Here is a 23,225-nt window from a genome sequence, read left to right as displayed (position 1 = left end):
CGCTCCTCAGGCGCTCTTGCGCAGCGCGTGGTGGGCGGCGAACAGCGGCACGGCGCGTTCGGCGGCCAGGCGAATGCGCGCGCCGAGGGCGTCGCTGCTGACGCGGTAGTCGGCCAGCTCGGCTTGGCTGGCGTAGACGCCGATCGGCAGGGTCAGCGCCTGCAAAAAGCTGAACAGCGGACGCAGTTGGTGATCGAGCACCAGGGCGTGGCGTTCACTGCCGCCGGTGGCGGCGAGCAACACCGGGGTGTCGACCAGGGCGTCCTGGCCGATCAGGTCGAACAGGTGCTTGAAGTGGCCAGGAAAGCTGCCACGGTAGACCGGCGTCGCCACCACCAGCAGGTCGGCCTTTTCCACCAGGCGCAGTTGCTGCTCCACGCTGTCGGGCAGCTCGCCACGCCACAGCGCGGCGCCCAGCGGCCGGGCGATATCGCCCAGTTCGATCAGCTGCGGCTTGATGTGCAGGTGCTGGCCCAGTTCGGCGAGGATCGCTTCGGTGAGGGCCAGGGTGCGCGAGGGGCGGGCAGTGCCGCCGGACAGGGCAACGACGTTCAACGGGGTGCTCATGGGCAGGTCTCCGGTTCTTGGTGAGCGGGGGACTTTGCTTGAGCAATCGTCGTGCCGGGTTGTTATTGCTTTATGGATCAACAGGTTGCGGTCTTCAGCTGGCGACCGCTGTAGCCTGGTGGGCGTTGCCTGTTGAACAAGTGTTGCGCTGCGAACAGTTGGCCGGGTGTTGGCGGCTGCACAGTTACAGACGTTATAGAGGGTTTGTTGATCGATAAAAAAGAATAAGAATTTATATTCTTATGTGTTTTTATTTAGGTGTGCGGCACGGCATGGGCCTGCGTCGCACCGGCATACTGCGCTTTCAGGTGCCCTTGCTCATCCAGCAGGTAGGCATCCATCACCTCGCGCACCACCGGCCCGGCCACCCGGCCACCGGCCTCGCCGTTCTCGATCATCACCGCCACCACCAGCGCCGGATGCTCGGCCGGGGCGAAGCCGACGAACAGGGCGTTGTCGCGATGCCGCTCGAGGGTCTTGTCGCGGTTGTAGCGCTCGCCCTGCTTGATGGCCACCACCTGCGCGGTGCCGCTCTTGCCGGCGATGCGGTACTGGGCGCCGGCGGCGGCGGCGCGGGCGATGCCGCGCGGGTCATGCATGACCATCTGCATGCCCAGGCTGACCTGGTCCCAGGCGTGCCTGTCGTGCAGCACGATGTCCGGCATCGGGTTGGGGTCGACCGGCTTGTCGCCGCCGACGGTCATGGCCAGGTGCGGGCGGTGCCAGGCGCCCTTGCTGGCCAGCAGGCTGGTGGCCTGGGCCAGTTGCAGCGGGGTGACTTGCATGTAGCCCTGGCCGATGCCGAGGATCAGCGTCTCGCCGGGGAACCAGGCCTGGCGCCGGGTGGCACGCTTCCAGGCCTGGGACGGCATCAACCCGGGGGCTTCCTCGAACATGTCCAGCGAGACTTTCTGGCCCAGGCCGAACTCGGCCATGTAGTCGTGCAGGCGGTCGATGCCCAGCTTGTGCGCCAGGTCGTAGAAGTAGGTGTCGTTGGAGCGCATGATCGCGCTGTACATGTCCACCCAGCCATCACCCGTGCGGTTCCAGTTGCGGTACTTGTGGTCGTAGTTGGGCAGCTCGTAGTAGCCGGGGTCGAACACCCGGCTGCCGGGGGTGATCACGCCGCTGTCCAGGCCGGCGATGGCCACCTCCGGCTTGACCGTCGAACCCGGCGCGTACAGGCCGCGCAGCACGCGGTTGAACAGCGGTCGGTCGATGGAGTCGCGCAGTGCCGAATACTGCTTGTAGCTGATGCCCTTGACGAACAGGTTGGGGTCGAAGCTGGGGTTGCTGACCATCGCCAGCACGTCGCCGTTGGCCGGGTCGAGCACCACCACCGCGCCGCGGCGCTCGCCCAGGGCCTTTTCAGCGGCCTGCTGCAGGTGGGCGTCGAGGCTCAGCACGATGTCCTTGCCCGGTACCGGGTCGTGGTGGCGCAGCACCCGCATCACCCGGCCCTGGGCGTTGGTCTCGACTTCTTCGTAGCCCACCTGGCCGTGCAGCTCCTTTTCGTAGAAGCGTTCGATGCCGGTCTTGCCGATCGACTGGGTGCCGCGGTACTCGGTGTTGTCGAGGGTCTTGGCTTCTTTTTCGTTGATCCGCCCGACATAGCCCACCGAATGGGCGAAGTGCTCGGCCAGCGGGTATTCGCGAATGAACTGCGGCTCGACCTCCAGCCCCGGCAGGCGGAACTGGTTGACGGCGATCAGGGCGATCTGTTCCTCGCTCAGGCCGACCATCAAGGTGACCGGTTCGAACGGCTTGCGACCACGGCGCAGGTCCTTGTCGAACTGATGCCGGTCGTCGTCGCCCAGGCCGAGGATCTGCGCCAGGCTGTCCAGCACCTTGGCCGAGTCGCCCGCGCGCTCGCGGGTCATGGTCAGATTGAAGCTGGGCTTGTTATCGGCCAGCACCACACCGTTGCGGTCGTAGATCAGCCCGCGTTCGGGCGGGATCGGCAGCACGTGCACGCGGTTGTTTTCCGACACCGCGCTCTGTTGGTCGTGTTGCAGCACCTGCAGCACATAGAGACGCCCCACCAGCACCGCGCACAGGGATATCACCAGGATGGCGCAGGCCAGTAGCCGGCGGTTGACCAGGTGCTTTTCCGTTTCGTGGTCCTTGAGGGGGATGGGTTGGGGCATGGGGGCTCGTGAGGTCGCGCCTGCCCGCTCCAGAAGAGGCACGGGCGTTGTTCGGGGCGGCGATGCTACGCAAGCCGGTGCGTCGGCTCAAGGCAAGCCGCCCTGGGGGACGGTGGCTTGCCCTGCTTGCGCCCCGGCTGACCGGGGGCTTTGGCCAACATGAAAGTTCCTTCACCTTCCCGGCGGTCATTATTTTTGCGGTTCTGCCGGCAGGTCCCGCGCCACTTCGTCATGCTTGCTGAACCAGACCTCGATCACGCCTTTGGAACCTTTGAAGGCGCTGGACAGTGGCTCCAGGCGCCAGCTGACGCCTGACTCCTGGTTCACCCGCTTGACGATGGCGTCCGCGCAGGCGGCCCCTTGCGAATCGTGGTAACGCACGGTCGTGGTCTGGACCTGCGCCGGTGCGGGCCGCGCAGCACGGTAGGCCGTGGCGGTCACGTCCTCGATGGGGGGCACGCTGGCTTTCCACTTGCCATGCCACCATGGCCTGAATGCGCGTACCTCATCGCGCATTTCAGGTCCGTAGATCTGCATGTAGATGGTCGTGTCCTTGCAGATGTCGCTGGCCTCGATCTGATAGCTCGGTGCAGGTGCAGGTGCAGGTGCAGGTGCAGGTGCAGGTGCAGGTGCAGGTGCAGGTGCCGCCGTCGGTTCGGCTTCGCTGCTGCTTGCCATGGTGATGGTGCCAGGTAGCTGTTGGGCAGCGTCGTCGGATTTTTCTCTCTCCGGATCACGGCATCCAGCCTGTAGCTCAGCCAACTCCTTCGCTGAGTGCGAGTCATCTGCCACGATCCAGTAGGTTTCGCTGAAGCTCTGGTTACGTTCTACCATCTCATTGCGCCGAAATGCGCAGGGGTGCAACCTTTCCCAAAGGCCCTGCACACTGTAATCGTGCCCCCAGTACACCGCGGGTGAACGCGGTGGCGCCTGGACCAGGCAAGCTCCCGCATCCAGCGATTCCAGCCCCGCTCGGGCCTCGACCAGTGCCTGGCAGGCGCGTCCCATGTTCTGCTTCAGTGCCGAGCAGGTCGCGACCACATCCTGGATCACTCGCTTGCCCAACTCGGATTGGATGAGCCAGCCAGCCTCGCCCTTCATGCAATACGCGTCCGCGTTGCGCAGCAGCTCGACGGCAAGCCGGTTGGCCGTGCTGGCGCTGTCCGCGCGCTGCTCGCCGCGAGGCAGCTGGCCCCAGAGCCGCGAGATTTCCTGCAGCGCCTGGCGCTCGCCGGCGAGGCGCGCGTTCAGCGATGCGCGGTAACCGTCATAGGCTTGCCAGCCCGCGACTGCCAGCGACAGCACGACACCGGCGCCGACGGTCGCGCCGACAGTGCCGACCTGACGTCCCCAGATGCTTCGCGAGGCTTGGTCGGCCAGTGGCTTGCCGGGTACGCTTGGATGCGAGGTGATCTTGCTGGGGCCCAGGTCGAACAGCAATTTCAGGTGCAGCTTGAGCAGTGTGAACAGTTCGTTCGAGAGGTGCTTGCCCAGGTCGCTTCCCAAGGCGAAATAGGATTCCCACTGGCTTTCGCTGAAGAACTGGTCGCCCGTGGTTTCTTGCGGGAACACCGGGTTCTGGCGCTTGTAGTTGGCCACATCCATTGGCACGGAGCGGCAGATGTTCGGTTTGACCAGGATGAGAATGGCCGGCCGGGGGGAGGTATCGTCCGGGTAATCGATGGTGGCTAGCGCCAGGCAGGTTTCGTTGTCGTCCTTGGCCAGATCCTGCAGCGTGCCGAAGTACTTCCTGCACTCGCGCCATTTATCCATGAGTTCACGGGGAATGCTCGAACCCCAGAACGCGGCGTCATGGGGACGGCGGAACGTGATGCTGACACCCATGTCGATGCGTGCCTTGCGAACCAGGTTCTCGACGTCCTCGAACGAGAAGCCTGGATCGGCGCCGCAATCGGCGAGAACAATGACACGTGCCCGTTCGAGCAACAGCGGGTAGACCCCGGTATTTTCGAAGTGCCCGCCATCGGTGATGAACCAGTTGTCCTTGGGGCCCGCGTCGAATGTTGCGGACAACTCCGACAGCAGCGCGTTGGACTTTGCGAACCTTCGGCCAATGATGCTGCCCGCGATCTCGGCGCCGCCCCGTTCATGTTGCGTCAGCCAATAGCCTAGCCGCACACCTGCGAAAGTGAGCAGCGCCGCCAGGCCGCGTTGTGTGCGATAGCCAAGCCCAGGCGCCGCCGCCGCGCCCGAGATCGCCATCCAGGCACCCAGGCTGAGCCGGCCGATACCGGTGAATTCCTGGCGCCAGCCTTCCTGGCTCAGGCGCGAGCCTCCGCCGGCACGCACGCTCAGCAGCAGCCCCTTGCGGTCGCGATTGAACAACCGGCCTTTGGGATCCGCGGTCTGGTTCACGCAGGTGTTGATGATGTGGACCGGCCCGCCGGCTTCATGCGGCGCGTAATCCGCAAGGGCGACATCGTCGTTGGGGGCTACCCGGCCGACATTGCGTATTTTGCTGGTGGTCTGGTCGTGCGGGTCGACGGGGTCGAGGGCCGAGACGCTGCGCTCCTCGCTGAAACGCCAGTCGTTGGCCGCCCCGAGGTAGCTGCGCACCAGTCGTGCCTTGTAGAAGGTATGCAGGGACGAAAGGTTGAGAAACCCCAGGTTGGTTCCGGTCGCGGCCACGTAGAGTGCTGGAGGTATGCACAGGTACAGCAGCGCCAACCAGCCTGCGGCAAACTGCGGCGCAATGAGGTCCGGCGACGAGCCGTCGGATCTGACCAGTTCGGGAAAGACCGGGGTGAAGATGATTTTCAGGACCAGCGACAGCCACCAGACGAGCAACGCGGCGGTGAGCAGGTAGCCCACCAGCTGCAGCACGAGCGGCAGCAGGCGACTGGGTGCCTTGCCGTCTTGCTGCTGCCCTTTGGCCGTCCGGAGGTTGAGCATCAGCGCCTGGGCGACGGCCGATACGACCGCCAAAGTGATCCCCAGGTCGACTGTCTCGAAGCTCCGGGTCTGGAAAGCCAGCAGCCAGGCCAGGCGTTCGGCGATGCCCAGTACCAGGACCAGCAGACTGAACCTCAGGCAGTACATCAAGTACAAGGTCAAACGGTTGCGCAGCTCGGCCATCGCATCCATTTCCGGTTTGCCGCTGCCAAGCTGTTGTTCATTCTTTTCGAGCAAGGCCTTCAAGGCCAGGTAGCAGTGCGACAACGAGGTGAAGGATAGTACGACGACTACCCCGGCAAACGTGGGCAGCAAGATGTCCAGGCCTTCGGTGCCAGGGCCGGGGTCGAAGTGCCGCAATGTCTGGCCGAGTTGCCAGGCTGCGGCCAGCAGTACCCCGGCGCCTGCGACTTTCGCGGCGCAATAGCAGCGAAGCCGCCGCTGTATCCACTGTGAGTCCCAGTAGGTGAACACCAGGTGCAGTGCCACTGGAATCACCAGTAGCAGTATCAGCCAAGCGGTCGGGAGCCAGGGTCGCAGGAGGCTCAACCCGTCGAACAGGGCAGGGGTGGCCGCTCGAGTGCCCACTTCGCTGAGGGTCCCCCACACAAGCAGGTCGAATGCTGCCAGCACGCCACCGAGCAGGACGGCCAGCAGACCGAACTCGAAGTGCAACGCCAGCAGGTTGCGCAGGTAGAGCGTGATGGCAAACAGTCGGTCGAGGAACCCTGCTGGCGCAAGGTAGCGGCCGTTGGTGCGCATCCACCAGCCGAACCAGCGACGATCGGCCTGCGCCACCGCTTCCTGCACCCGGTCGGCGGCCGCCCTGCCGCTGTGCTGTGACGGCTGTTGGCGGGTGCGGTCGTAGAGGCGTCCCAGCATGCTGCCCACGTAGCTCCCGCCCGAGACCGTCGAGAGCACGTCGAAGCGATTGAGTAGCTTATGTTTGGCAAGCTCGCGCAACAAACCCAGGCTGAACGTTGCGCTGCGAATGCCGCCGCCGGACAACGCCAGTCCCCAGACGTCCGCCCCATTACCCCGCAGTTTGTCGGCGATGCAGGCACCGTCCTGATCCAGCTTCGTGCGCCGAATCTTGATCAGGTCGGCGGAGTGATTGGGCGGCGACGGGTTGGCAGGGGGTGTCGGGTTTGCAGGTGGAGGGACGCTGTCATTCATGGCTGACTCCTTCGCCAGTGTGCCGGGAACGCCAGTCGGGTCTGCTCGAATGCCATGGCAGCTATCGGTCGGCGGGGAGGGTTAGCGGTGCAGGCAGGGCTATGCGCGTGAACGGGCTGGGTAGATACACCGTGGCCGGTGGTGTCTGCTGGCGTGCAAGGTCTTCGACGGTAGCTTGCATCTCGGCGACTTCCTGCCCTTTCATCGGCTCAGGGGCGTCGGGGTCGTTGCCTAGGAAGTTTTCCCAGTGACCGAGCAGCACCATCCGTGGCTGGGTCGCGGCCAGTACCCGTTGCGGGTAGAGCCTGGCATGGCGCCAGGAGCCCACGCCGAGCACCAGCACATCGACCGGCGTGGCGTCCGGCGGCGTTGGCAGAATGCCGCATGGGGAGGAGGCGGCACTGTCCTGGTATTGAATACGGTAGGCCGGCTTGCCGTCCTCATTGAGCAGGTCGATCAACCAGGCCATGGATTGGCCTTGCTTCCAGCCGAACACGCTGCTGGGCGGCGTGCGCAAGTCGGCGTGGTAGTCGCCCTGGGCGAAGGTATGACCCAGTAGATGCGACGCGTGCATGCTCTCGATCGGCATGACGCGGATATGCCCGCCCTTGGAGGTGATCCAGTAACCGGGTCGGGCAGGTGGTTTACGGCCCGCGCAGCCGGGCACGGTTGCCATGTAGCCTCGGGCGCTCCTGACCCGGGCAGGGTCGAGCCAATTGTGTTGGCCGACTTGGCGGGGATCCTTGAACGCACGGAGCATGTGGACCACGGTATCCGAGCCGTAGACTTCGGCGTTGCGCGCGTACCAGTGCATCACCCAAGGCACGTCGAGCAGGTGGTCGTAATGGCCGTGGCCGACCAGCAGCAGGGTGACGTCGTCCGCGGGGGCGCGGCGCATGTAGGTATTGATGCGCTGCTTGTCGGCCTTGACCCACAGCGGCGGTACACCCTCGAACAGCGTTGCCGGGTTGCTGAAGGAGGGGGCGAGCATCACGCCTTCACCGCGCCAGTGCATGAGCCAGCCGCCCACGCCCAGGTACTGGATGCTCGGTTCGGTGGCGCTGGTGGCCGACCAGACCTGCGGTGGTGTCTCCCGCGCAGTGGCGATGCAGCAAACACAGAGAAAAAGGAGGGCAAACCCTTTGCTTGCGTGCATGGACGCTACCCCGCAGAGGCGTTTTCAGGTACGGCTCAAGCTCCAGCGTAGGGCAGGCAGTGGCAGGTGGCAAAATGATAGCTTGGGGTGGCTGCTCGCTTCCGATATATGGTCGTCGGCAGGTGCTGGATGATGTGTGGCGCTATGCAACTATTCGGCGTGGCCTGGCTGCCGACGACGCATTTCGGCCAAGCACGATCGCATTGGCTGATTACACTGTTGAAACCGCCACACAGAGAGTACCTGGGATGGGTTGCGTGTTGATTGATCGTGCAGCCTGGCTGGCACCTCGGTGCGTCGTGCTGCAGGCGTGGGGCGAACAGCCATGAACAACCGAGGGCGCAGCATCTCGCTGCAACTGCTGGTGGCACTGGCGATCATGCTCGGCATGCTGGTGCTCGGTGCGGCGTTGGCCTGGCAAGGCTATCTGGGCGTGCGCCAGACCTTGGTGGCGGCTGCGGGCGACGCTGCCCAGCAGGTCGGCAAGACCATCGAGGAGCGCGCTCGCCGCCTGGTCGATCCGGCGCAGAGCAGCCTGCGCCTGCTGGCGGTCGACCCGGTCGCCGGCAACCTTGCGCAACGCCTGGAGCAGTTGCCGCAGCTGGTCGAATGCCTCAACGCCAACCGCATGCTCAGCGCCACCTATGTGGGCTACCCCAACGGTGACTTCCTGCTGGTGCGGCGCTTGCGCGACCCACAGTTGCTGCAGCGGCTCGAAGCGCCACCGGACACGGTCTTCCTCGTGCAAAGTGTCAGCCACGACGCCGCCGGCGCCCCGCTTGGCGAGTGGCGCTTCTATGACCGAGCCCAAGTCTTGCTCAAGACCCAGGTCAAGCCGGACTACCGCTACGATCCGCGCTTGCGCCCGTGGTTCGTCGAAGCCTCCCGGCAAGCGAGTACCGTGCTTACCCGGCCTTACGTGTTTTTCACCACCCGTGAGATCGGCCTGACCATGGCCCTGCGCAGTGCCGATGGCGCGGCGGTGATCGGCATGGATGTCTCGGTCAACGACCTGGCCAGCGAAAGTCGCGACCTGCGTATCACCCCCGGCACCGAGATCGCCGTGGTCGATGACCAGGGCAGCGTGGTGGCGTATCCGGACCTGCAGCGGGTGGTGGTGCGCGAGGGCGAGGCGGTGCGCCTGACGCATATCGCCGAGCTTGGGGTGCCGAGCTTGCAGCAGATCCAGGCGGTGCTGCCTGCGGGCGGGCGGCCCCAGCCGTACCAGGTGGATGGGCAGACCTGGTACGGCATGCGCGTGCCGCTGGCCTTGGCCGGGCAGAACCTGCAGGTGCTGATTGCGGTGCCGGCCCACGAGCTGCTGGCCGGCGCGCGCAAGGTATTGTTCGACCAGTTGCTGTGGACGGCGGCGCTGATGGCGCTGCTGTTGTTGCTCGGCGGGCTGCTCGGGCAACGCATCGGCCGCCCGTTGCGGTTGCTGGCCGAACAGGTGCGAGGCCTGGCCGATTTCGATTTCAGCCGCGAGGTGGGCGTGACCTCGCGGGTCAGCGAGGTACGCGAACTGAGCCGCGTGCTCAGCCGCATGTCCGGCACGATCCGCAGCTTCCAGGCGATCACCCTCACGCTCAGCCGCGAGACCCAGCTCGAGCGCATGCTCGACGGCGTGCTGCGCCACCTGGTGGACGCCGCCGGCGTCAGTGCGGGGGCGGTGTACCTGTTCGATGCCGACCGGGGCGACTTGCACCTGGCCGCAGGCTGTCGAGGCGAAGCCTACCCCACGCAACTGCGGGTCGAGGCCAGCGAGGACCTGGCGGCCAGCGTGACCCAGGCCCTGGCCTTGCAAGGGCAGAGCCTGGCCGTGGTGCTCAACGATCGCAGCGAGCAGTTGCTCGGCATTCTGGTCTTGCAGCTTGAAAACACCCAGGGTGGCTCAGGTGAGTTGAGCCAGCCGTTCCGCCGTTTCGTCGAAGAGCTGTCCGGTGCCGCTGCCGTGGCGATCGAGACCCGCCAGCTGGTGGAGGCGCAGCAGCGCCTGCTGGACGGCATGATCAAGTTGCTGGCCGACGCCATTGACGCCAAGAGCCCCTACACCGGTGGCCATTGCGAGCGCGTGCCGCAATTGGCGCAGATGCTGCTGGACAAGGCCGTGCAGGCCGACCGTGGCCCCTACGCCGATTTCACCATGAGCGAGGCCGAGCGCTACGAATTCCGCGTGGCGGCCTGGCTGCATGACTGCGGCAAGGTCACCAGCCCCGAATACGTGGTGGACAAGGCCACCAAGCTGGAGACCCTGTACAACCGCATCCACGAAGTGCGCATGCGTTTCGAGGTGCTCTGGCGCGACGCCGAGATCGCCTACTGGCAAGGGCTGGCCAATGGCGAGGCGCAGCCTGCGCTGCAGCAGGCGCTGGCGCAATGCCGCGCCGAGCTGCACGAGGAATTCGCCTTCGTCGCCGAGGCCAATATCGGTGGCGAGTTCATGGCCGACGACGATGTCGCCCGCTTGCAGCGTATTGGTCAGCGCCGCTGGTGGCGGCACTTCGATAACCGCCTGGGGATCTCCCGTGACGAGGAGAGCCGCTTTGCCGGCCAGGTAAGCGCGCCGCTGCCTGTCGAGGAGCACTTGCTCGCGGACCGCCCTGAACACCGCGTGCCCTGGGGCGAGCGCAAGCCGCCGGTGGCCAGGGACGATCCCCGCAACACCTGGGGCTTCGACATGCGTCTGCCGAGCCATGCCAGCAACCATGGCGAGCTGTACAACCTGGCGATTCGCCGGGGCACCCTCAATGACGAGGAGCGCTTCAAGGTCAACGAACACATCGTACAGACCATCATCATGCTCACCTCGCTGCCGTTTCCGCGGCAGTTGCGTCGAGTGCCGGCGATCGCCGGTAACCACCACGAGAAGATGGATGGCAACGGCTACCCGCGGCGGCTGGGCGAGGCGCAGTTGGGCATAGCCGAACGAGTGATGGCGATTGCCGATATCTTCGAGGCACTGACTGCAGCGGACCGTCCCTACAAAGCACCGAAGACCTTGTCCGAGTCGGTGAAGATCCTGGTGTTCATGGCCCGCGACAACCATATCGACGCCCAGCTGTTGCGGCTGTTCCTCGGCAGTGGCGTGTACCGCGAGTATGCCGAGCGGTTCCTGCGGCCCGAGCAGATCGATGAGGTGGATGTGGGCTACTGGCTGGGGCAGATCTAGCCAGTAGCACCAAGTTCATCCTGGCCGTTCAGGACGGTTCGGCCACCAGACGATTGCTGACATTGCGCCCCAGCACCAGCACTGTGACGAAACCGCAGCCCACCAGGGCGGTGGCCAGGCTGAACAACACCGCGCTGCCCAGTTGGTCGACGATCTGCCCACCGAAGAACGAGCCCAGGGCGATGATCACCTGGAACATGGCGACGAACAGCGGCATGCCGCGTTCGACATCCTTGGGCGCGACGACGAACATCCAGATGCTGGCGCAGGCCGGGAAGGCGCCGAAGGCGAAGCCCCACAGCGCGATCAACATGGCGGCGCCGGTCAGGCTGGTGGCGAAGTAGGGGAACAGGGCCGTGCCGACACCGATCAGCAACGCCACCAGCATCAGCGTGTGACGCACGCTCTGGTTGGCGGCGAAGCCGGCGAACAGGTTGCCGATCACCCCGGCCACGCCATACAGCAACAGCAGCGAGCCAATGGTCGGCCCATCGAAGCTGGCGTTGTGCTTGAAGAACGGCGCGACGTAGGTGTAGGCGGCAAAGTGTGCCAGGCCGATCAGCAGCACGGCGATCAGGCCGACCCGGGCCAGGGGGTTGACGAACAGCGCCGGCAGGTCCCTGACGTGGATCGCCTTGTCCGGGGTCAGGCGGGGCAGCAGCAGCACCTGGGCCAGCAACACCGGTACACCCAGCAGTGCGGTGACCAGGAAGGTCATGCGCCAGCCCATCAGGCCACTGAGCCAGGTGCCCACGGGCACGCCCAGCACGGTGGCCAGGGTCACGCCGACCATGATGATCGAGGTGGCCTGGGCGACACCCACGCCCTTGGGGGCCAGGCGGCCACTCAGGGCAATGGCGGTGGCCCAGAAACCGCCGATGCTGATGCCCAGCAGCACGCGACCGACCAGCAGCAGGTTGAAGTCGGTGGCATAGGCCACCACCGAGTTGGCGATGATCATGATAAGTGTCAGGGCGCTGAGCAGGTAGCGCCGGTCCAGGGTGCCGATGCCCACCGACAGCAGCGGCGCGGCGAGGGCAGCCATGATGCCGGGCAGGGTCACCATCAGGCCTGCGTGACCCGCGCTGATGCCCAGGTCGCCGGCGACATCGTTGAGCACGCCCACCGGCAGGAACTCGCTGGTCACCAGGGCGAAGGCACCCACGGCGACCGAGAGGATCGCCAGCCACTGTTGCTTGAGGCTTTGTTGGCTATGTTCGGGAGGGCTGTGGGGAGAGTGGTTGGGCATGGTCTGGGTTTCCAAAAGGGAAAGTCGCCTGGAGCAGGCGATGGGGAGGGGGGGAAAGTGGACGCGATTATAAGAGCCGGTCTGCCGGGCTCAACAGCTGAGTGGGTTGATAGTAATCATCAGTGTGATCGATGAAACAGGCGGGTTAGAGCCGTTGGTTTGTAAGGAACAAATCGCCCCTGCCTTGCTTCGCGGGCAAGCCTACTCCCACAGCGACAGGGCCTGGCTTGAGCCTGGTGTGTTTGCTGCTGCCAAGATCTCTCAATCTGGTGCGAATCTTGTGGGGGCGGGCCTGATCAGCTGATGAAAATGATCTTCGACACCAGCTCCGCGCTGTTCTTGGCCTGCAATTTCTTCATCAACCGCGCCCGATGCACTTCCACCGTGCGATGAGAAATCCCGAGTTGGCGTGCCACTTCCTTGCAGGTCAGGCCGTTGACGATATGCAAGGATATTTCCCGCTCCCGCGCCGTCAGTTGCACCGTGGGCGCGGGCTGGCGGTCGATGCGCTCGAAATGCCACACCATCAGTTTGAATGGATCATCCAGGGTCAGGGTGAAACCATGGGCCCGGGCCCAGAACACCTCGCCGTTGCGATGCTGCATGAAACGCTCATCGGTATAGAACGCGCCCGGCCCGGCTTTGAGCCAATGCTCGCTGCGCTCGCCAATGCTCTGGTAATCGGCATGGGAGGGGTACAGCAGCAGGGTCAGGTTGCCGCGCAGTTCGTCCCGCTGGTAGCCGAACAACCGCACGAACGCCTGGTTGCAATCGAGCATGCGCCGATGGGCAGTGACCATCTGCGGCGCGGGGGAGGCCTGGAACGCCATGCGCTCGAGGTCCTGCAAGGGAAGGCTGTCTACGGTCATCGGGCATCCTGCCTCGGTACTTGGGGTCATGCCGCGTATGACTCACTACGTATTCGCGTACGTAGTTGCCCCAACTAGCATGGGGTTCGGGCGCTGCGCCATTGTAGGGAATACTCGCTTCAAGGACAGAAGAAAATCACCATGTTTCATGATTCAGTCTCCATCGTCGCCGCTGCTCACAGCCCGTTCGGTCGCCTGGATGGGCAAAATCTCGAAGACCTGGTCGTGCAAGTCACCCGCGATGCGCTCAAGGACGCCGGGATCGACGCCGCCGAGATCGACGCACTGTACCTCGGTCATTTCAACTCGGGCCTGGTGCCCGATGGCTTCCCCGCTTCGCTGATGCTGCAGGCCGACCCGCAACTGCGCTTCAAACCCGCCAGCCGCTGTGAAAACGCCTGCGCCTCTGGTGCGGCGGCAATCCAGGCGGGCATCAATGCCATCCGCAGCGGCGCCGCCGAACTGGTGCTGGTGGTCGGCGCGGAGAAAATGACCAGCAACAGCACCGCTGAAGTCACCCAGGCCCTGGCCGGGGCTGGCTACCAGCACGGCCTGGATGAAACCGGGCTGAGCTTTCCCCAGTTGTTCGGCCAGGTGGCGCAGCAATATACCGAGCGCTATCACAGCCCGCTGGCGTCGATGGCGGCGATTGCGGTGAAGAACCACGCCAATGCCATGGCCAACCCATTGGCGCAGATGCACCGGGTGATGGATTTCGAACACTGCAACAACGTGTCGCCGAGCAACCCGCTGATCGCGGCGCCGTTGCGCCTGACCGATTGCTCGCTGATCAGCGACGGCGCGGCGGCGATCATTCTCGCTTCGCCCAAGCGTGCTCGCACCCTGCGTCGGCAGGTGGCGATCCGCGCGATGACCCAGGTGAATGATTTCCTGCCGCTGGCGCGACGCGACGTGCTGGCCTTCGAGGGGCCGCAGCGGGCGATCCATGGGGCCCTGCGCGAGGCGGGCGTGACCCTGAACGACCTGAGCTTCGCCGAGGTGCACGACTGCTTCACCATCGCCGAGCTGCTGATCTACGAGGCCATGGGCCTGGCGCCGCGCGGCGAAGGGCATCGGGCGCTGGACGATGGCACCGTGCGCCAGGGCGGGCGCTTGCCGGTGAACCTGTCCGGTGGGCTCAAGGCCAAGGGCCATCCGGTCGGGGCCACGGGGGTGTCGATGCATGCCCTGGGCTTTGCCCAGCTGACTGGCAACCCCATCGGTCTGGGGGTACCAGGCGCGGAGTTCGGCTTGCTGTTCAACATGGGCGGGATGGCCGTGGCCAACTATGCCAGCGTGTTGCAGGCGGTGCGGGTCTAGCCCATGAACATTGCCCACTGGCTGCTTGATGCCGCGCAACGCTGGCCCCAGCGCCCGGCGCTGTTCGAGGGGACCCGCCAGGTCGCCGACTACCAGGCCTTCGCTTCACGGGTCAGGGCGCGGGCCCAGGCGCTGCGCGATACCCACGGCATAGGCCCGGGCGACCGGGTCGCGTTGCTGATGAAAAACAGCTGCGCTTACCTCGAACTGCTCTACGCCATTTGGTGGAGCGGGGCAGTGGCCGTGCCGATCAACAGCAAGCTGCACGCCCTGGAGGCCGCCTGGATTGCCGAGAACGCCGGGGCGCGGCTGGTCTACACCGATACCGGCGATGTTTTCACCGAACTGCCAGGCGAGTGCCGCGAACTGGTGGCGCCCACGCAGGACGCCCCGGTATCCGGCGATGAGCTGCAGGCCCCGTTCCCACGCCAGGACAGCGACCTGGCCTGGCTGTTCTACACCTCTGGCACCACCGGGCGCTCCAAGGGCGTGATGCTCTCTCATGGCAACCTGATGGCCATGTCGCTGTGCTATCCGCTGGATGTCGACCCGGTGTCGGCCGATGACGCGGTGGTCTACGCCGCGCCGATGTCCCATGGCGCTGGCCTGTACAACTTCATTCATGTGCGCTGCGGCGCCCGCCATGTGGTGCCCGTGTCACACGGATTTCAGGCCGAGGAGTTGTTCGGCCTGGCGCGGCAGCTGGGCCAGGTCAGCCTGTTCGCGGCACCGACCATGGTCAAGCGCATGGTCGAGCAGGCCCGTCGCCAGGGCTACGCCGGCGATGGCATCAAGACCATTGTCTACGGCGGTGGGCCTATGTACCTCGCCGACCTGAGCGAAGCCCTCGACACCTTCGGCCCACGCCTGGTGCAGATCTACGGCCAGGGCGAGTGCCCGATGACCATCACCGCCTTGCCCCGCGCGGTCATTGCCGACCGTGCCCAGCCCGACTGGGCGAGCCGCGCCGCCTCGGTGGGTCGGGCCCAGTCGTGCGTCGAGGTGCGCGTGCTGGATGCCGACGGTCAACCCCAGGCGCCCGGCGTCGCGGGTGAGATCGCCGTGCGCGGTGCAGCGGTGATGCAGGGCTATTGGGCCAACCCGCAGGCCACCGCGGCCACCCTGGTGGATGGCTGGTTGCGCACCGGCGATATCGGTTGCCTGGATGCCCTGGGCTACCTCACACTCACCGACCGCAGCAAGGATGTGATCATCTCTGGCGGCAGCAACATCTATCCGCGCGAGGTCGAGGAGGTGTTGATGCAGCACCCCGAGGTGTTCGAGGCCTGCGTGGTGGGCGAAGCCGACGCCGAATGGGGCGAGTCGGTGGTGGCCTTCGTGGTGTCACGTGCGCCCGGTAGCCTCGATGCCCAGGTGCTGAACCATTGGTTCCTGGCGCGCATGGCCTCGTTCAAGAAGCCGAAGAAGTACCTGTTCTGCGACGAGTTGCCCAAGAACAGCTACGGCAAGGTCTTGAAAACCCGCCTGCGCCAGTGGTTGCAGGCGCCGGACACGCCGTTGGGCGATCGCTGACGCGCTGCATTTCATGGACAGTTTCACGACAGGAGTTCCCTAGATGGGCATGTCATCTTCCAATACCCTGCGCCAGCGGCGCCGGGCGTTCCTCGGCGCCACCTCGGGCCACTTGATCGAGTGGTACGACTACGGCGTCTACGGCTTCCTGGCCTTGTACATCGGCAAGGCCTTCTTCGTTTCCGACGACCCGACCACCAGCTTGCTGGCCAGTTTCGCGGCGTTCGCCTTGAGCTTCTTCATCCGCCCCCTGGGTGGTTTGTTCTTCGGGCCGCTGGCCGACAAGATCGGCCGGCGCAAGACCCTGGTCACGGTGCTGGTGATGATGGCCGGCTCGACCTTCCTGCTCGGGCTGCTGCCCACCTACGCCAGCATCGGCATCGCCGCGCCGATCATCCTGGTGCTGATCCGCTGCGTGCAAGGCTTCTCCGCCGGGGGCGAGATCGGCACCATCACCAGCTTCATTTCCGAGTATGCCGGCCCCGGGCGGCGCGGTTTCGCCACCTGCTGGCTGATGGTCACCGCAGTGCTGGGCCTGGTACTCGGCGGCGTGGTGGCCAATGGCATGACCTGGATGCTCGGCGCCGACCTGATGCAGGACTGGGGCTGGCGCATCCCGTTCCTGGTGGCCGGGCCTTTGGGCTTCATCTCGCTGTACATTCGCCTCAAGCTCGAGGACAGCCCGGAGTTCGTGGCCCTGGTCGAGGCCGGCAAGACCTCCAAGGCGCCGCTGCGCGAAGTGTGGCAGTGGAAGCGGGCGATTGCCCTGGTGTTCTTCATCATCACCTTGCACAGCTCGATTTTCTATCTGGTGCTGACCTTCGCCTCGACCTACATGTCCAACACCCTGAAGTTCGACAGCGGCACCACCTTGCTCTATGTGTTCGTCGCCAGCCTGTCGGCGGCGTTGGTGATGCCGTTCGGCGGCGCCTTCACCGACCGTTACGGGCGCAAGCCGTTCCTGATGGTGATTGGCGTGCTGGCGACCCTGGCCATGTACTGGTTCTTCAAGGCCGCGCCCACGGCCACCCCGGCCACGCTGTTCTGGCCGTTGATGGCGGTGGCGATCCTGTTCGGGCTCTATGCGTCGTCGACCTACGCATTGATGAGCGAGCTGCTGCCCACGCGCATCCGCTCCACGGGGATCGCCGTGGCCTACAACATCCCGGTGGCGGCCTTTGGCGGCAGCGCGCCGTTGATTTCCACCTGGCTGATCAAGGTCACCGGCGATATTTCCGCGCCCTGGTACTTCTACGTCGCCACCGGGATCGCCTCGCTGGTGGCGCTGGTGGTGCTGCGCAAGGAGGATTTCGTCGCCACCACGCACCCGACCCAGGTTGCGCCAGACCCGGCCCCGGTGCTGGCGGCCGAGCCCCAGGCCTGACTCACAGCAGCCCGGCGGCCCGCGCCAGGCCTCGCCTGACCGCCACACGCCCGGCGATCTGTTCCAGCCAGTCGCGCACCTCGGGGAAGGGTTGCAGGTCTAGGGCCAGTTCCTCGTGGGTGCGCAGCCAGGTGAACAGGGCAATGTCGGCGATGCTGTAGGCGTCGCCGGCGATGAAAGGCCGCTCGGCCAACTGTCGTTCGACCACCCCATACAAGCGCAACGCCTCGCCGGTATAGCGTTCCAGCGCTTCACGGTTGTGGCTGGTCGAGCCGTGGCGGAACCACCAGAGCTGGCCAAGCATGGGGCCGACGCTGGCGATCTGGAAACACAGCCATTGCTGCACGATGCGTCGCTGATCCGCCGTGTCGCCTGCCAGCATGCCTTGTCGTTCGGCGAGGTAGCTGAGAATCACGGCGCTTTCGAACAGCACCAGGTCGCGGTCCTGATCGACCAGCACCGGAATCTTGCCATTCGGGTTCAGGCGCAGGAATTGCGGCGTCTTCTGCTCGCCCTTGCTCAGGTCAATGTCGGTTTGCCCATAGGCCAGGCCCAGTTCCTCCAGGGCAATAGAGATCTTTTGCCCATTCGGGGTGTTGGCGGTGTACAGCTGCAGTGGCGTGGAGGTCTTCATTGGTGCTACCTTTTTGGTTGCAATTGCAATTAGATTGCCTCAGCCATCACGCCCGCGCAAGGGCGGCAACGGGAGGGACGCCCCATGGACACCCTGCATCTGCAACGCACGCAACACACCGGACACGCCGCGGCGGCCTGCCTGCGCGGGCTCGCGCAGACGGCGCTGGAACCTGGCTCGCCACGGCGTACCGCGCTCAGCCTGGTCGAGACACTGCGGCGCAATCCGCAGGCCAACGGCCAGTTCTGGTTGATCGACGACCGCGCCGACCCCGAGCAACCGGGTCTGGCCATCAGCGCCTGGCCGCTATGGTTCAGCGACAGCGCCCGCAACGATGAACGGCCACTGTTCTACTTCACCCGTTCGGCCACCTCGGCCCACCTGGAGATGCTGACCGCGCAGACCGCCGATCGCGGCATCATCCTCAACGACATCGAGTCGCTGCCTTCGCGCTGGGCGAAGGGCGCCCACCCGTGGTTGCCGTTGTGGCTGGCGGCGAACTGGCACTGCCTGCCGTTCGACCCGGCCAACGGCGCGGAGGCCCAGGCGATCATGGAAGGGGCACTGCGCGAGTTCTACCTGGAAGGGCGCCAGGGCTTCTGCTACCTGACGCTGCACGATGCAGTGGATGACGCCAGCGAATGCGACCCTCGCGCGGCCTACCGTGGCATGTACCGGCTTTGTGGCAGCGTTGCGCCGCAGGTTCGCCTGTTGGGCGCAGGGCACATGCTTCAGGAAGTACGGGCGGCGGCGCGTCAGCTTGAGCAGGACTGGGGCATGGCTTGCGAGGTCTGGAGCTGTCCCAGCTATACCCGCCTGGCCCGCGAGGCCGCCGCCGTGCTGCAGTGGAATCGCAGCCATCGGCAGCACGCCGCGCGGCGTTCACACCTGGACGAGTGTCTTGGCAGCTCGGGGGTGCCGGTGGTGGCGGTGACCGGTTACGACGCGTTCGTGGTGAACCAGCTGGCGGCGCATGTCGATGCTCCCTTCACCGCGCTGGGCAGCGATACCCTGGCGCTCGGCCAGGACCTGGGCCGTCACTGGATCACCTTCACTGCGCTGCAGGCCCTGGCCCGCGAGGGAGTGGTCGGGCCCCGTGTGCTGAGCCGGGCACTGCGGCGTTACGGCCTGGCTTGAGCGTTTGCGGCAAACAACCCTTCGCGCTGTAGGTCTTTCGCGCCAGGGGAGGTCAGTGAATGATAGCGATACTGTATGGATGTCCAGTATTTGCTGGTGATTGCGCCAACTGGCCGCCGAGGACCGCAAAAAGGGCCCGTGGACAGAAAAAACGGCTCGGTTAGTTTGAAGGCCTCTCCTTAGGAAAGGGAGAGTTCTCAAACTCAATGGAGCACTACTCATGAACAAACCACAAACCGATAACCCACTGCGTCATGGTCGCGTCACCACCCCAGCCTCGCGCGGTGCCGTGGCCATCGACCTCGGTGTACTCAGCGGCTGGCAGGTCGACGAGATGGAAGGTGGCAAGAACTTTCCGGCCCTGGCGGCCGGCCCGTTCCCCGCGCCGTTCCAGACCGACAACCCCAGCGTCGCGCCACCTGCCGATGGCCATATCCTCAGTGGCGGCAAGACCGACGCCCGCGACTGCGTCAACTTCACCGACGAGGAAATGAGCAAGAAGCTCAACCGCGCCTTCACCTGGCCGCTGATCAACGTCGACGCCGGGCAAGTGTTCAAGGTGACCTGGAAGTACACCGCGCCGCACACCACCCGTGGCTACCGCTGGCTGATCACCAAGGACGGCTGGGACCCGAAACAGCGCATCAGCCGCGCGCAACTGGAAGCACAACCGTTCGCCGAGGACTTCTACCCGCAGGTGCCGTACTACAGCCATGCCGGCGAGTTGAAAGCCAAGGTCGACCACGAGGTGAAGCTGCCGGCCAACAAGAAGGGACGTCACGTGATCGTGCTGATGTGGATCGTCGCCAACACCGGCAACGCCTTCTACCAGGCCTTCGACGTCGACTTCCAGTAAGTCGGCGGATCGTCCACAGGTTCTAAAGGATTGGAACATGTCGAACATTGACTTTACTCAGCACAAGGCATCGTACGACGATGCCGCCGCGCCGATGCCCAGCCTGGAGGGCAAGAAGATCCTCATGGGCTACTGGCACAACTGGCCGGCCGGCCCCGCGGACGGCTACCAGCGTGGGCAGTTCGCCAACATGAGCCTGGAGGAGGTGCCGCGCGACTACAACGTGGTGGCAGTGGCCTTCATGAAAGGCAGCGGCATCCCGACGTTCAAGCCGTACAACCTGTCCGACGCCGAGTTCCGTCGCCAGGTCGGCGTGCTGAACAGCCAGGGCAGGGCGGTGTTGATGTCCCTGGGCGGCGCCGATGCGCATATCGCCTTGAACAAGGGCCACGAGCAGCCACTGGCCAATGAAATCATCCGTCTGGTGGAAACCTACGGTTTCGACGGGCTGGACATCGATCTTGAACAGAGCGCGATTGATTTCGCCAGTAACAAGACCGTGTTGCCTGCCGCGCTGAAGCTGGTCAAGGACCACTACAAAACCCAGGGCAAGCACTTCATCATCAGCATGGCGCCGGAGTTTCCCTACCTGACCAGCGCCGGGCGCTATGTGGACTACCTCAAGGCGTTGGAGGGCTACTACGACTTCATCGCGCCGCAGTTCTACAACCAGGGCGGCGACGGCCTGTGGGTCGAGGAGGCCAACAACGGCAAGGGCGCCTGGATTGCCCAGAACAACGAGGCGCTAAAGGAGGACTTTCTCTTCTACCTGACCGAAAGCCTGGCCAAGGGCACTCGCGGTTTCACCCGCATAGCGGCCGACAAGCTGCTGATTGGCCTGCCGGCCAATGTTGACGCCGCGGCGACCGGCTACGTGAGCAACCCGGCGGCCGTGACCAATGCCTTCAAGCGGTTGTACGCCAAGGGGGTGTCGATCAAGGGGCTGATGACCTGGTCGGTCAATTGGGACAGCGGGGTCAACAAGGACCATGTGCCTTACAACCAGGAGTTCAGTCGGCGCTATGGGCCGTTGATCAACAGCGCCAGCGTCGGGCATGAGGCCGTGTCACAAGGCGCCTGACAGTGGCTGTGCGCGGCGCCACCGGGCAGACGTGCCAGGCAGGTGTAGCGCGAATAGCCTGCAATACCAATCCGCTGCCGTGAGGCAGCGGATTCTTTCATTCTGGGCCTGGCTCGAACAGCAGTTCGGCGAAGTGGTCGGCCATGGTCATCCTGGACTGCGCCGGCCAGAGGGCGCTGAGTTCGAAACTCGGCAGGTCGGCGCCGTCGCGGATCTCACTGTAGCGGGTGCCTTCGAATTGCAAGGCTTGCACGGTCGCGGGCAGCAGCGAGACACCCCGTCCGGCTGCAACATAGGCCACCACGGTCAGGGTGCGGTTGGCTTCCTGGATGATCTCGATAGGGTGGCCACTGCGGCGAAAGGCGCTGAGGATGGCATTGCGGATCAGCGGCAGTTGCTGTTCGGGGAACCACACCAGCCCCGTGGCCGCGAGTTGCGCCAGGCCGACCTTGCCGTCGTCGCCCAGTGGGTAGTCGCTGGGCAGCACCGCGATCAGTGGATCCTGGTTGATCCGCTGTTCGCGCATGTTGCCCTGGATCGACACCGGCGTGTGCAGCAGGCCGATGTCGATTTCGCCACGTTGCAGGGCCAATGCCTGTTCAGCGTTGCTCATCTCGCGCAGCACCACATCGACACCGGGGTAGCGCGCCTGCATGCGGTCGAGGGCGCGGGGCAGGGTGCCGAACAATGCCGTGGAGACGAAACCAATGATCAGCCTTCCTGCGCGCTTGGCGCCGATGGCGCGGGCGCGCTCGGTGGCCGCGTCGATTCTGGCCAGGCTGGCGCGCAGGTCATCGATGATGGCGGTGGCGGCAGGGGTCAGTAGCGCGCCGCGCCGCGAACGCTCGAACAGCTTGACCCCCAGTTCTTTTTCCATACGTACCAAGGCTTGGCTGAGGGCAGGCTGGGCGATATCCAGCTGTTCGGCGGCGCGGGTAATGCTGCCGCTGTCGGCAATGGCCAGGAAGTATCGCAGGTGTCGGGTTTCCATACGCTCACGTTATGTTTTTTGATTGTTCGCATAATAGATATCAATTCAATCTTTTCATAGGATGGCGCCATGGATTGGATCCAATGCTTTGGGTGTTGGGCCACAAGGAGCATGCGATGGACAGTGAGGTCGAGATCATCAGATCACCGCTTGGCGAGGCCGCCGCCGCTGGCGACAGCTTCACCGATCGCTGGCATGCCCAGGCGGTTGCGCCGGTCAGCGCCATCGATGGTCATGCCCACGTGTTCGTGCAAGGCCTGCCCATGGTCCGCGAGCGGCGCCATACCCCCGACTACAACGCCACAGTGGACGACTATGCCCGGCACCTGGCGGCCAACCGGGTTTCCCATGGGGTTCTGGTGCAACCGAGCTTCCTGGGCACCGACAATGCCTTTCTGTTGGAGGCGCTGGCGCGCTATCCCAAGCGTTTCCGTGGTGTGGTGGTGGTCGAGCCCGGGATCGACGAGGCGCGGCTCGAGGCATTGGCCCAATGCGGCGTGGTCGGCGTGCGCCTGAACCTGCTCGGCACCGCGTTGCCCGACCTGGCGCAGCCAGGCTGGCAGCGCTTCATGGCACGGATCAAGGCGCTGGACTGGCATATCGAAGTGCAGCGTCAGGCGGCGGACCTGCCGTACTTGTTGGGCGCCATGCTGCGCAGTGGTTGCAAGGTGGTGGTCGACCACTTTGGCCGCCCGGACCCACGCCTGGATATCGCCGACCCTGGTTTCCAGTACCTGCTGGAGCAGGGTGCCAGCGGGCAGGTGTGGGTCAAGTTGTCTGGCGCCTACCGCTGCGCCATGAACGATGCGCACGGCGCCGGGAATGTGTTCGGTGAACGCGCCAGCCGCTTGCTATTGCGGGCTTTTTCCAGCGCACGGCTGCTGTGGGGCAGCGACTGGCCGCATACCCAGCATCGCCAGTGGGTCGACTTTGCCGCGGCGAAAGCGGCCCTGGCTGACTGGGTGCCGGACCCGCGGCAGCGCCAGGATGTGCTGTGCCACACCGCCCAGGACCTGTTCAAGTTCACTCAATGAGGTGTTTCC

16 protein-coding genes are annotated in these 23,225 nt (G+C 65.0%); 8 read left to right on the top strand and 8 right to left on the bottom strand.

From position 1 onward, the window contains the following. Positions 1 to 6: 6 nt before the first annotated feature. From msuE to HU772_RS13865, 4 genes are all read right to left on the bottom strand, one after another. Positions 7 to 567 (bottom strand): FMN reductase, encoded by a 561-nt coding sequence (gene msuE, locus HU772_RS13880; RefSeq protein WP_186654983.1) that lies wholly within the window; start codon positions 565 to 567, stop codon positions 7 to 9. Positions 568 to 821: 254 nt separating this feature from the next. After that, on the bottom strand, positions 822 to 2,714 hold the full coding sequence (mrdA, locus tag HU772_RS13875) for a penicillin-binding protein 2 (RefSeq protein WP_186654998.1): 1,893 nt from the start codon (positions 2,712 to 2,714) through the stop codon (positions 822 to 824). Positions 2,715 to 2,903: 189 nt separating this feature from the next. After that, positions 2,904 to 6,803 carry a patatin-like phospholipase family protein gene (locus HU772_RS13870; RefSeq protein ID WP_186655003.1) on the bottom strand — a complete coding sequence of 1,300 codons (3,900 nt, stop codon included), beginning with the start codon at positions 6,801 to 6,803 and terminating at the stop codon, positions 2,904 to 2,906. A 61-nt stretch (positions 6,804 to 6,864) separates the two neighbouring features. Beyond that, a complete protein-coding gene (locus HU772_RS13865; RefSeq protein ID WP_225923020.1) occupies positions 6,865 to 7,959 on the bottom strand; it encodes an MBL fold metallo-hydrolase in 1,095 nt (364 codons plus the stop codon). A 325-nt stretch (positions 7,960 to 8,284) separates the two neighbouring features. Here HU772_RS13865 and HU772_RS13860 point away from each other — a divergent pair, with 325 nt between their 5' ends. Then, a complete protein-coding gene (locus tag HU772_RS13860) occupies positions 8,285 to 11,128 on the top strand; it encodes an HD domain-containing phosphohydrolase (protein WP_186655006.1) in 2,844 nt (947 codons plus the stop codon). Positions 11,129 to 11,156: 28 nt separating this feature from the next. Here the strand turns inward: HU772_RS13860 and HU772_RS13855 are convergent, their stop codons facing one another. Both HU772_RS13855 and HU772_RS13850 read right to left on the bottom strand, forming a co-directional pair. Then, complete coding sequence (locus tag HU772_RS13855; RefSeq protein ID WP_186655010.1) at positions 11,157 to 12,377, bottom strand: MFS transporter; 1,221 nt, start codon at positions 12,375 to 12,377, stop codon at positions 11,157 to 11,159. Positions 12,378 to 12,673: 296 nt separating this feature from the next. Further along, complete coding sequence (locus HU772_RS13850) at positions 12,674 to 13,246, bottom strand: LuxR C-terminal-related transcriptional regulator (RefSeq protein WP_186655015.1); 573 nt, start codon at positions 13,244 to 13,246, stop codon at positions 12,674 to 12,676. Positions 13,247 to 13,387: 141 nt separating this feature from the next. On the opposite strand from HU772_RS13850, the gene HU772_RS13845 reads away from it, so the two are divergent. Genes HU772_RS13845 through HU772_RS13835 form a run of 3 tightly spaced genes read left to right on the top strand, consistent with a single transcriptional unit; the run spans position 13,388 to position 17,483 of the window. Beyond that, complete coding sequence (locus HU772_RS13845; RefSeq protein WP_186655020.1) at positions 13,388 to 14,566, top strand: acetyl-CoA acetyltransferase; 1,179 nt, start codon at positions 13,388 to 13,390, stop codon at positions 14,564 to 14,566. A gap of 3 nt (positions 14,567 to 14,569) precedes the next feature. After that, on the top strand, positions 14,570 to 16,099 hold the full coding sequence (locus HU772_RS13840; RefSeq protein WP_186655036.1) for a class I adenylate-forming enzyme family protein: 1,530 nt from the start codon (positions 14,570 to 14,572) through the stop codon (positions 16,097 to 16,099). Between the two features lie 43 nt (positions 16,100 to 16,142). Further along, the gene (locus HU772_RS13835) at positions 16,143 to 17,483 is read left to right on the top strand and encodes an MFS transporter (protein ID WP_186655044.1); all 1,341 of its coding nucleotides are present in this window, start codon (positions 16,143 to 16,145) and stop codon (positions 17,481 to 17,483) included. Between the two features lies 1 nt (position 17,484). Here HU772_RS13835 and HU772_RS13830 read toward each other — a convergent pair whose 3' ends face one another. Continuing rightward, positions 17,485 to 18,117: a glutathione S-transferase family protein gene (locus HU772_RS13830; RefSeq protein WP_186655047.1), complete on the bottom strand. Its 633-nt coding sequence runs from the start codon at positions 18,115 to 18,117 to the stop codon at positions 17,485 to 17,487. 84 nt (positions 18,118 to 18,201) lie between these two features. On the opposite strand from HU772_RS13830, the gene HU772_RS13825 reads away from it, so the two are divergent. The 3 genes from HU772_RS13825 to HU772_RS13815 all read left to right on the top strand — a co-directional run bounded on the left by HU772_RS13825 (position 18,202) and on the right by HU772_RS13815 (position 21,191). Continuing rightward, positions 18,202 to 19,254 carry a transketolase-like TK C-terminal-containing protein gene (locus tag HU772_RS13825; RefSeq protein ID WP_186655049.1) on the top strand — a complete coding sequence of 351 codons (1,053 nt, stop codon included), beginning with the start codon at positions 18,202 to 18,204 and terminating at the stop codon, positions 19,252 to 19,254. Between the two features lie 220 nt (positions 19,255 to 19,474). Further along, positions 19,475 to 20,110 carry a lytic polysaccharide monooxygenase auxiliary activity family 9 protein gene (locus HU772_RS13820; protein WP_186655052.1) on the top strand — a complete coding sequence of 212 codons (636 nt, stop codon included), beginning with the start codon at positions 19,475 to 19,477 and terminating at the stop codon, positions 20,108 to 20,110. 37 nt (positions 20,111 to 20,147) lie between these two features. Then, positions 20,148 to 21,191 carry a chitinase gene (locus HU772_RS13815; RefSeq protein WP_186655055.1) on the top strand — a complete coding sequence of 348 codons (1,044 nt, stop codon included), beginning with the start codon at positions 20,148 to 20,150 and terminating at the stop codon, positions 21,189 to 21,191. A 97-nt stretch (positions 21,192 to 21,288) separates the two neighbouring features. Here HU772_RS13815 and HU772_RS13810 read toward each other — a convergent pair whose 3' ends face one another. After that, positions 21,289 to 22,182, bottom strand: coding sequence for a LysR family transcriptional regulator (locus HU772_RS13810; protein WP_186655057.1), 894 nt, complete (start codon positions 22,180 to 22,182; stop codon positions 21,289 to 21,291). Between the two features lie 116 nt (positions 22,183 to 22,298). Between HU772_RS13810 and HU772_RS13805 the strand changes: the two genes are divergently transcribed. After that, positions 22,299 to 23,216, top strand: a complete 918-nt coding sequence (locus tag HU772_RS13805; protein WP_186655059.1) for an amidohydrolase family protein — start codon at positions 22,299 to 22,301, stop codon at positions 23,214 to 23,216. The last annotated feature ends 9 nt before the right edge of the window (positions 23,217 to 23,225 follow it).

Source organism: Pseudomonas xantholysinigenes (assembly GCF_014268885.2).
Taxonomy (GTDB): domain Bacteria; phylum Pseudomonadota; class Gammaproteobacteria; order Pseudomonadales; family Pseudomonadaceae; genus Aquipseudomonas; species Aquipseudomonas xantholysinigenes.
Note: the sequence above shows the minus strand (reverse complement) of the source record. Positions and strands in the feature narration are given on the sequence as shown.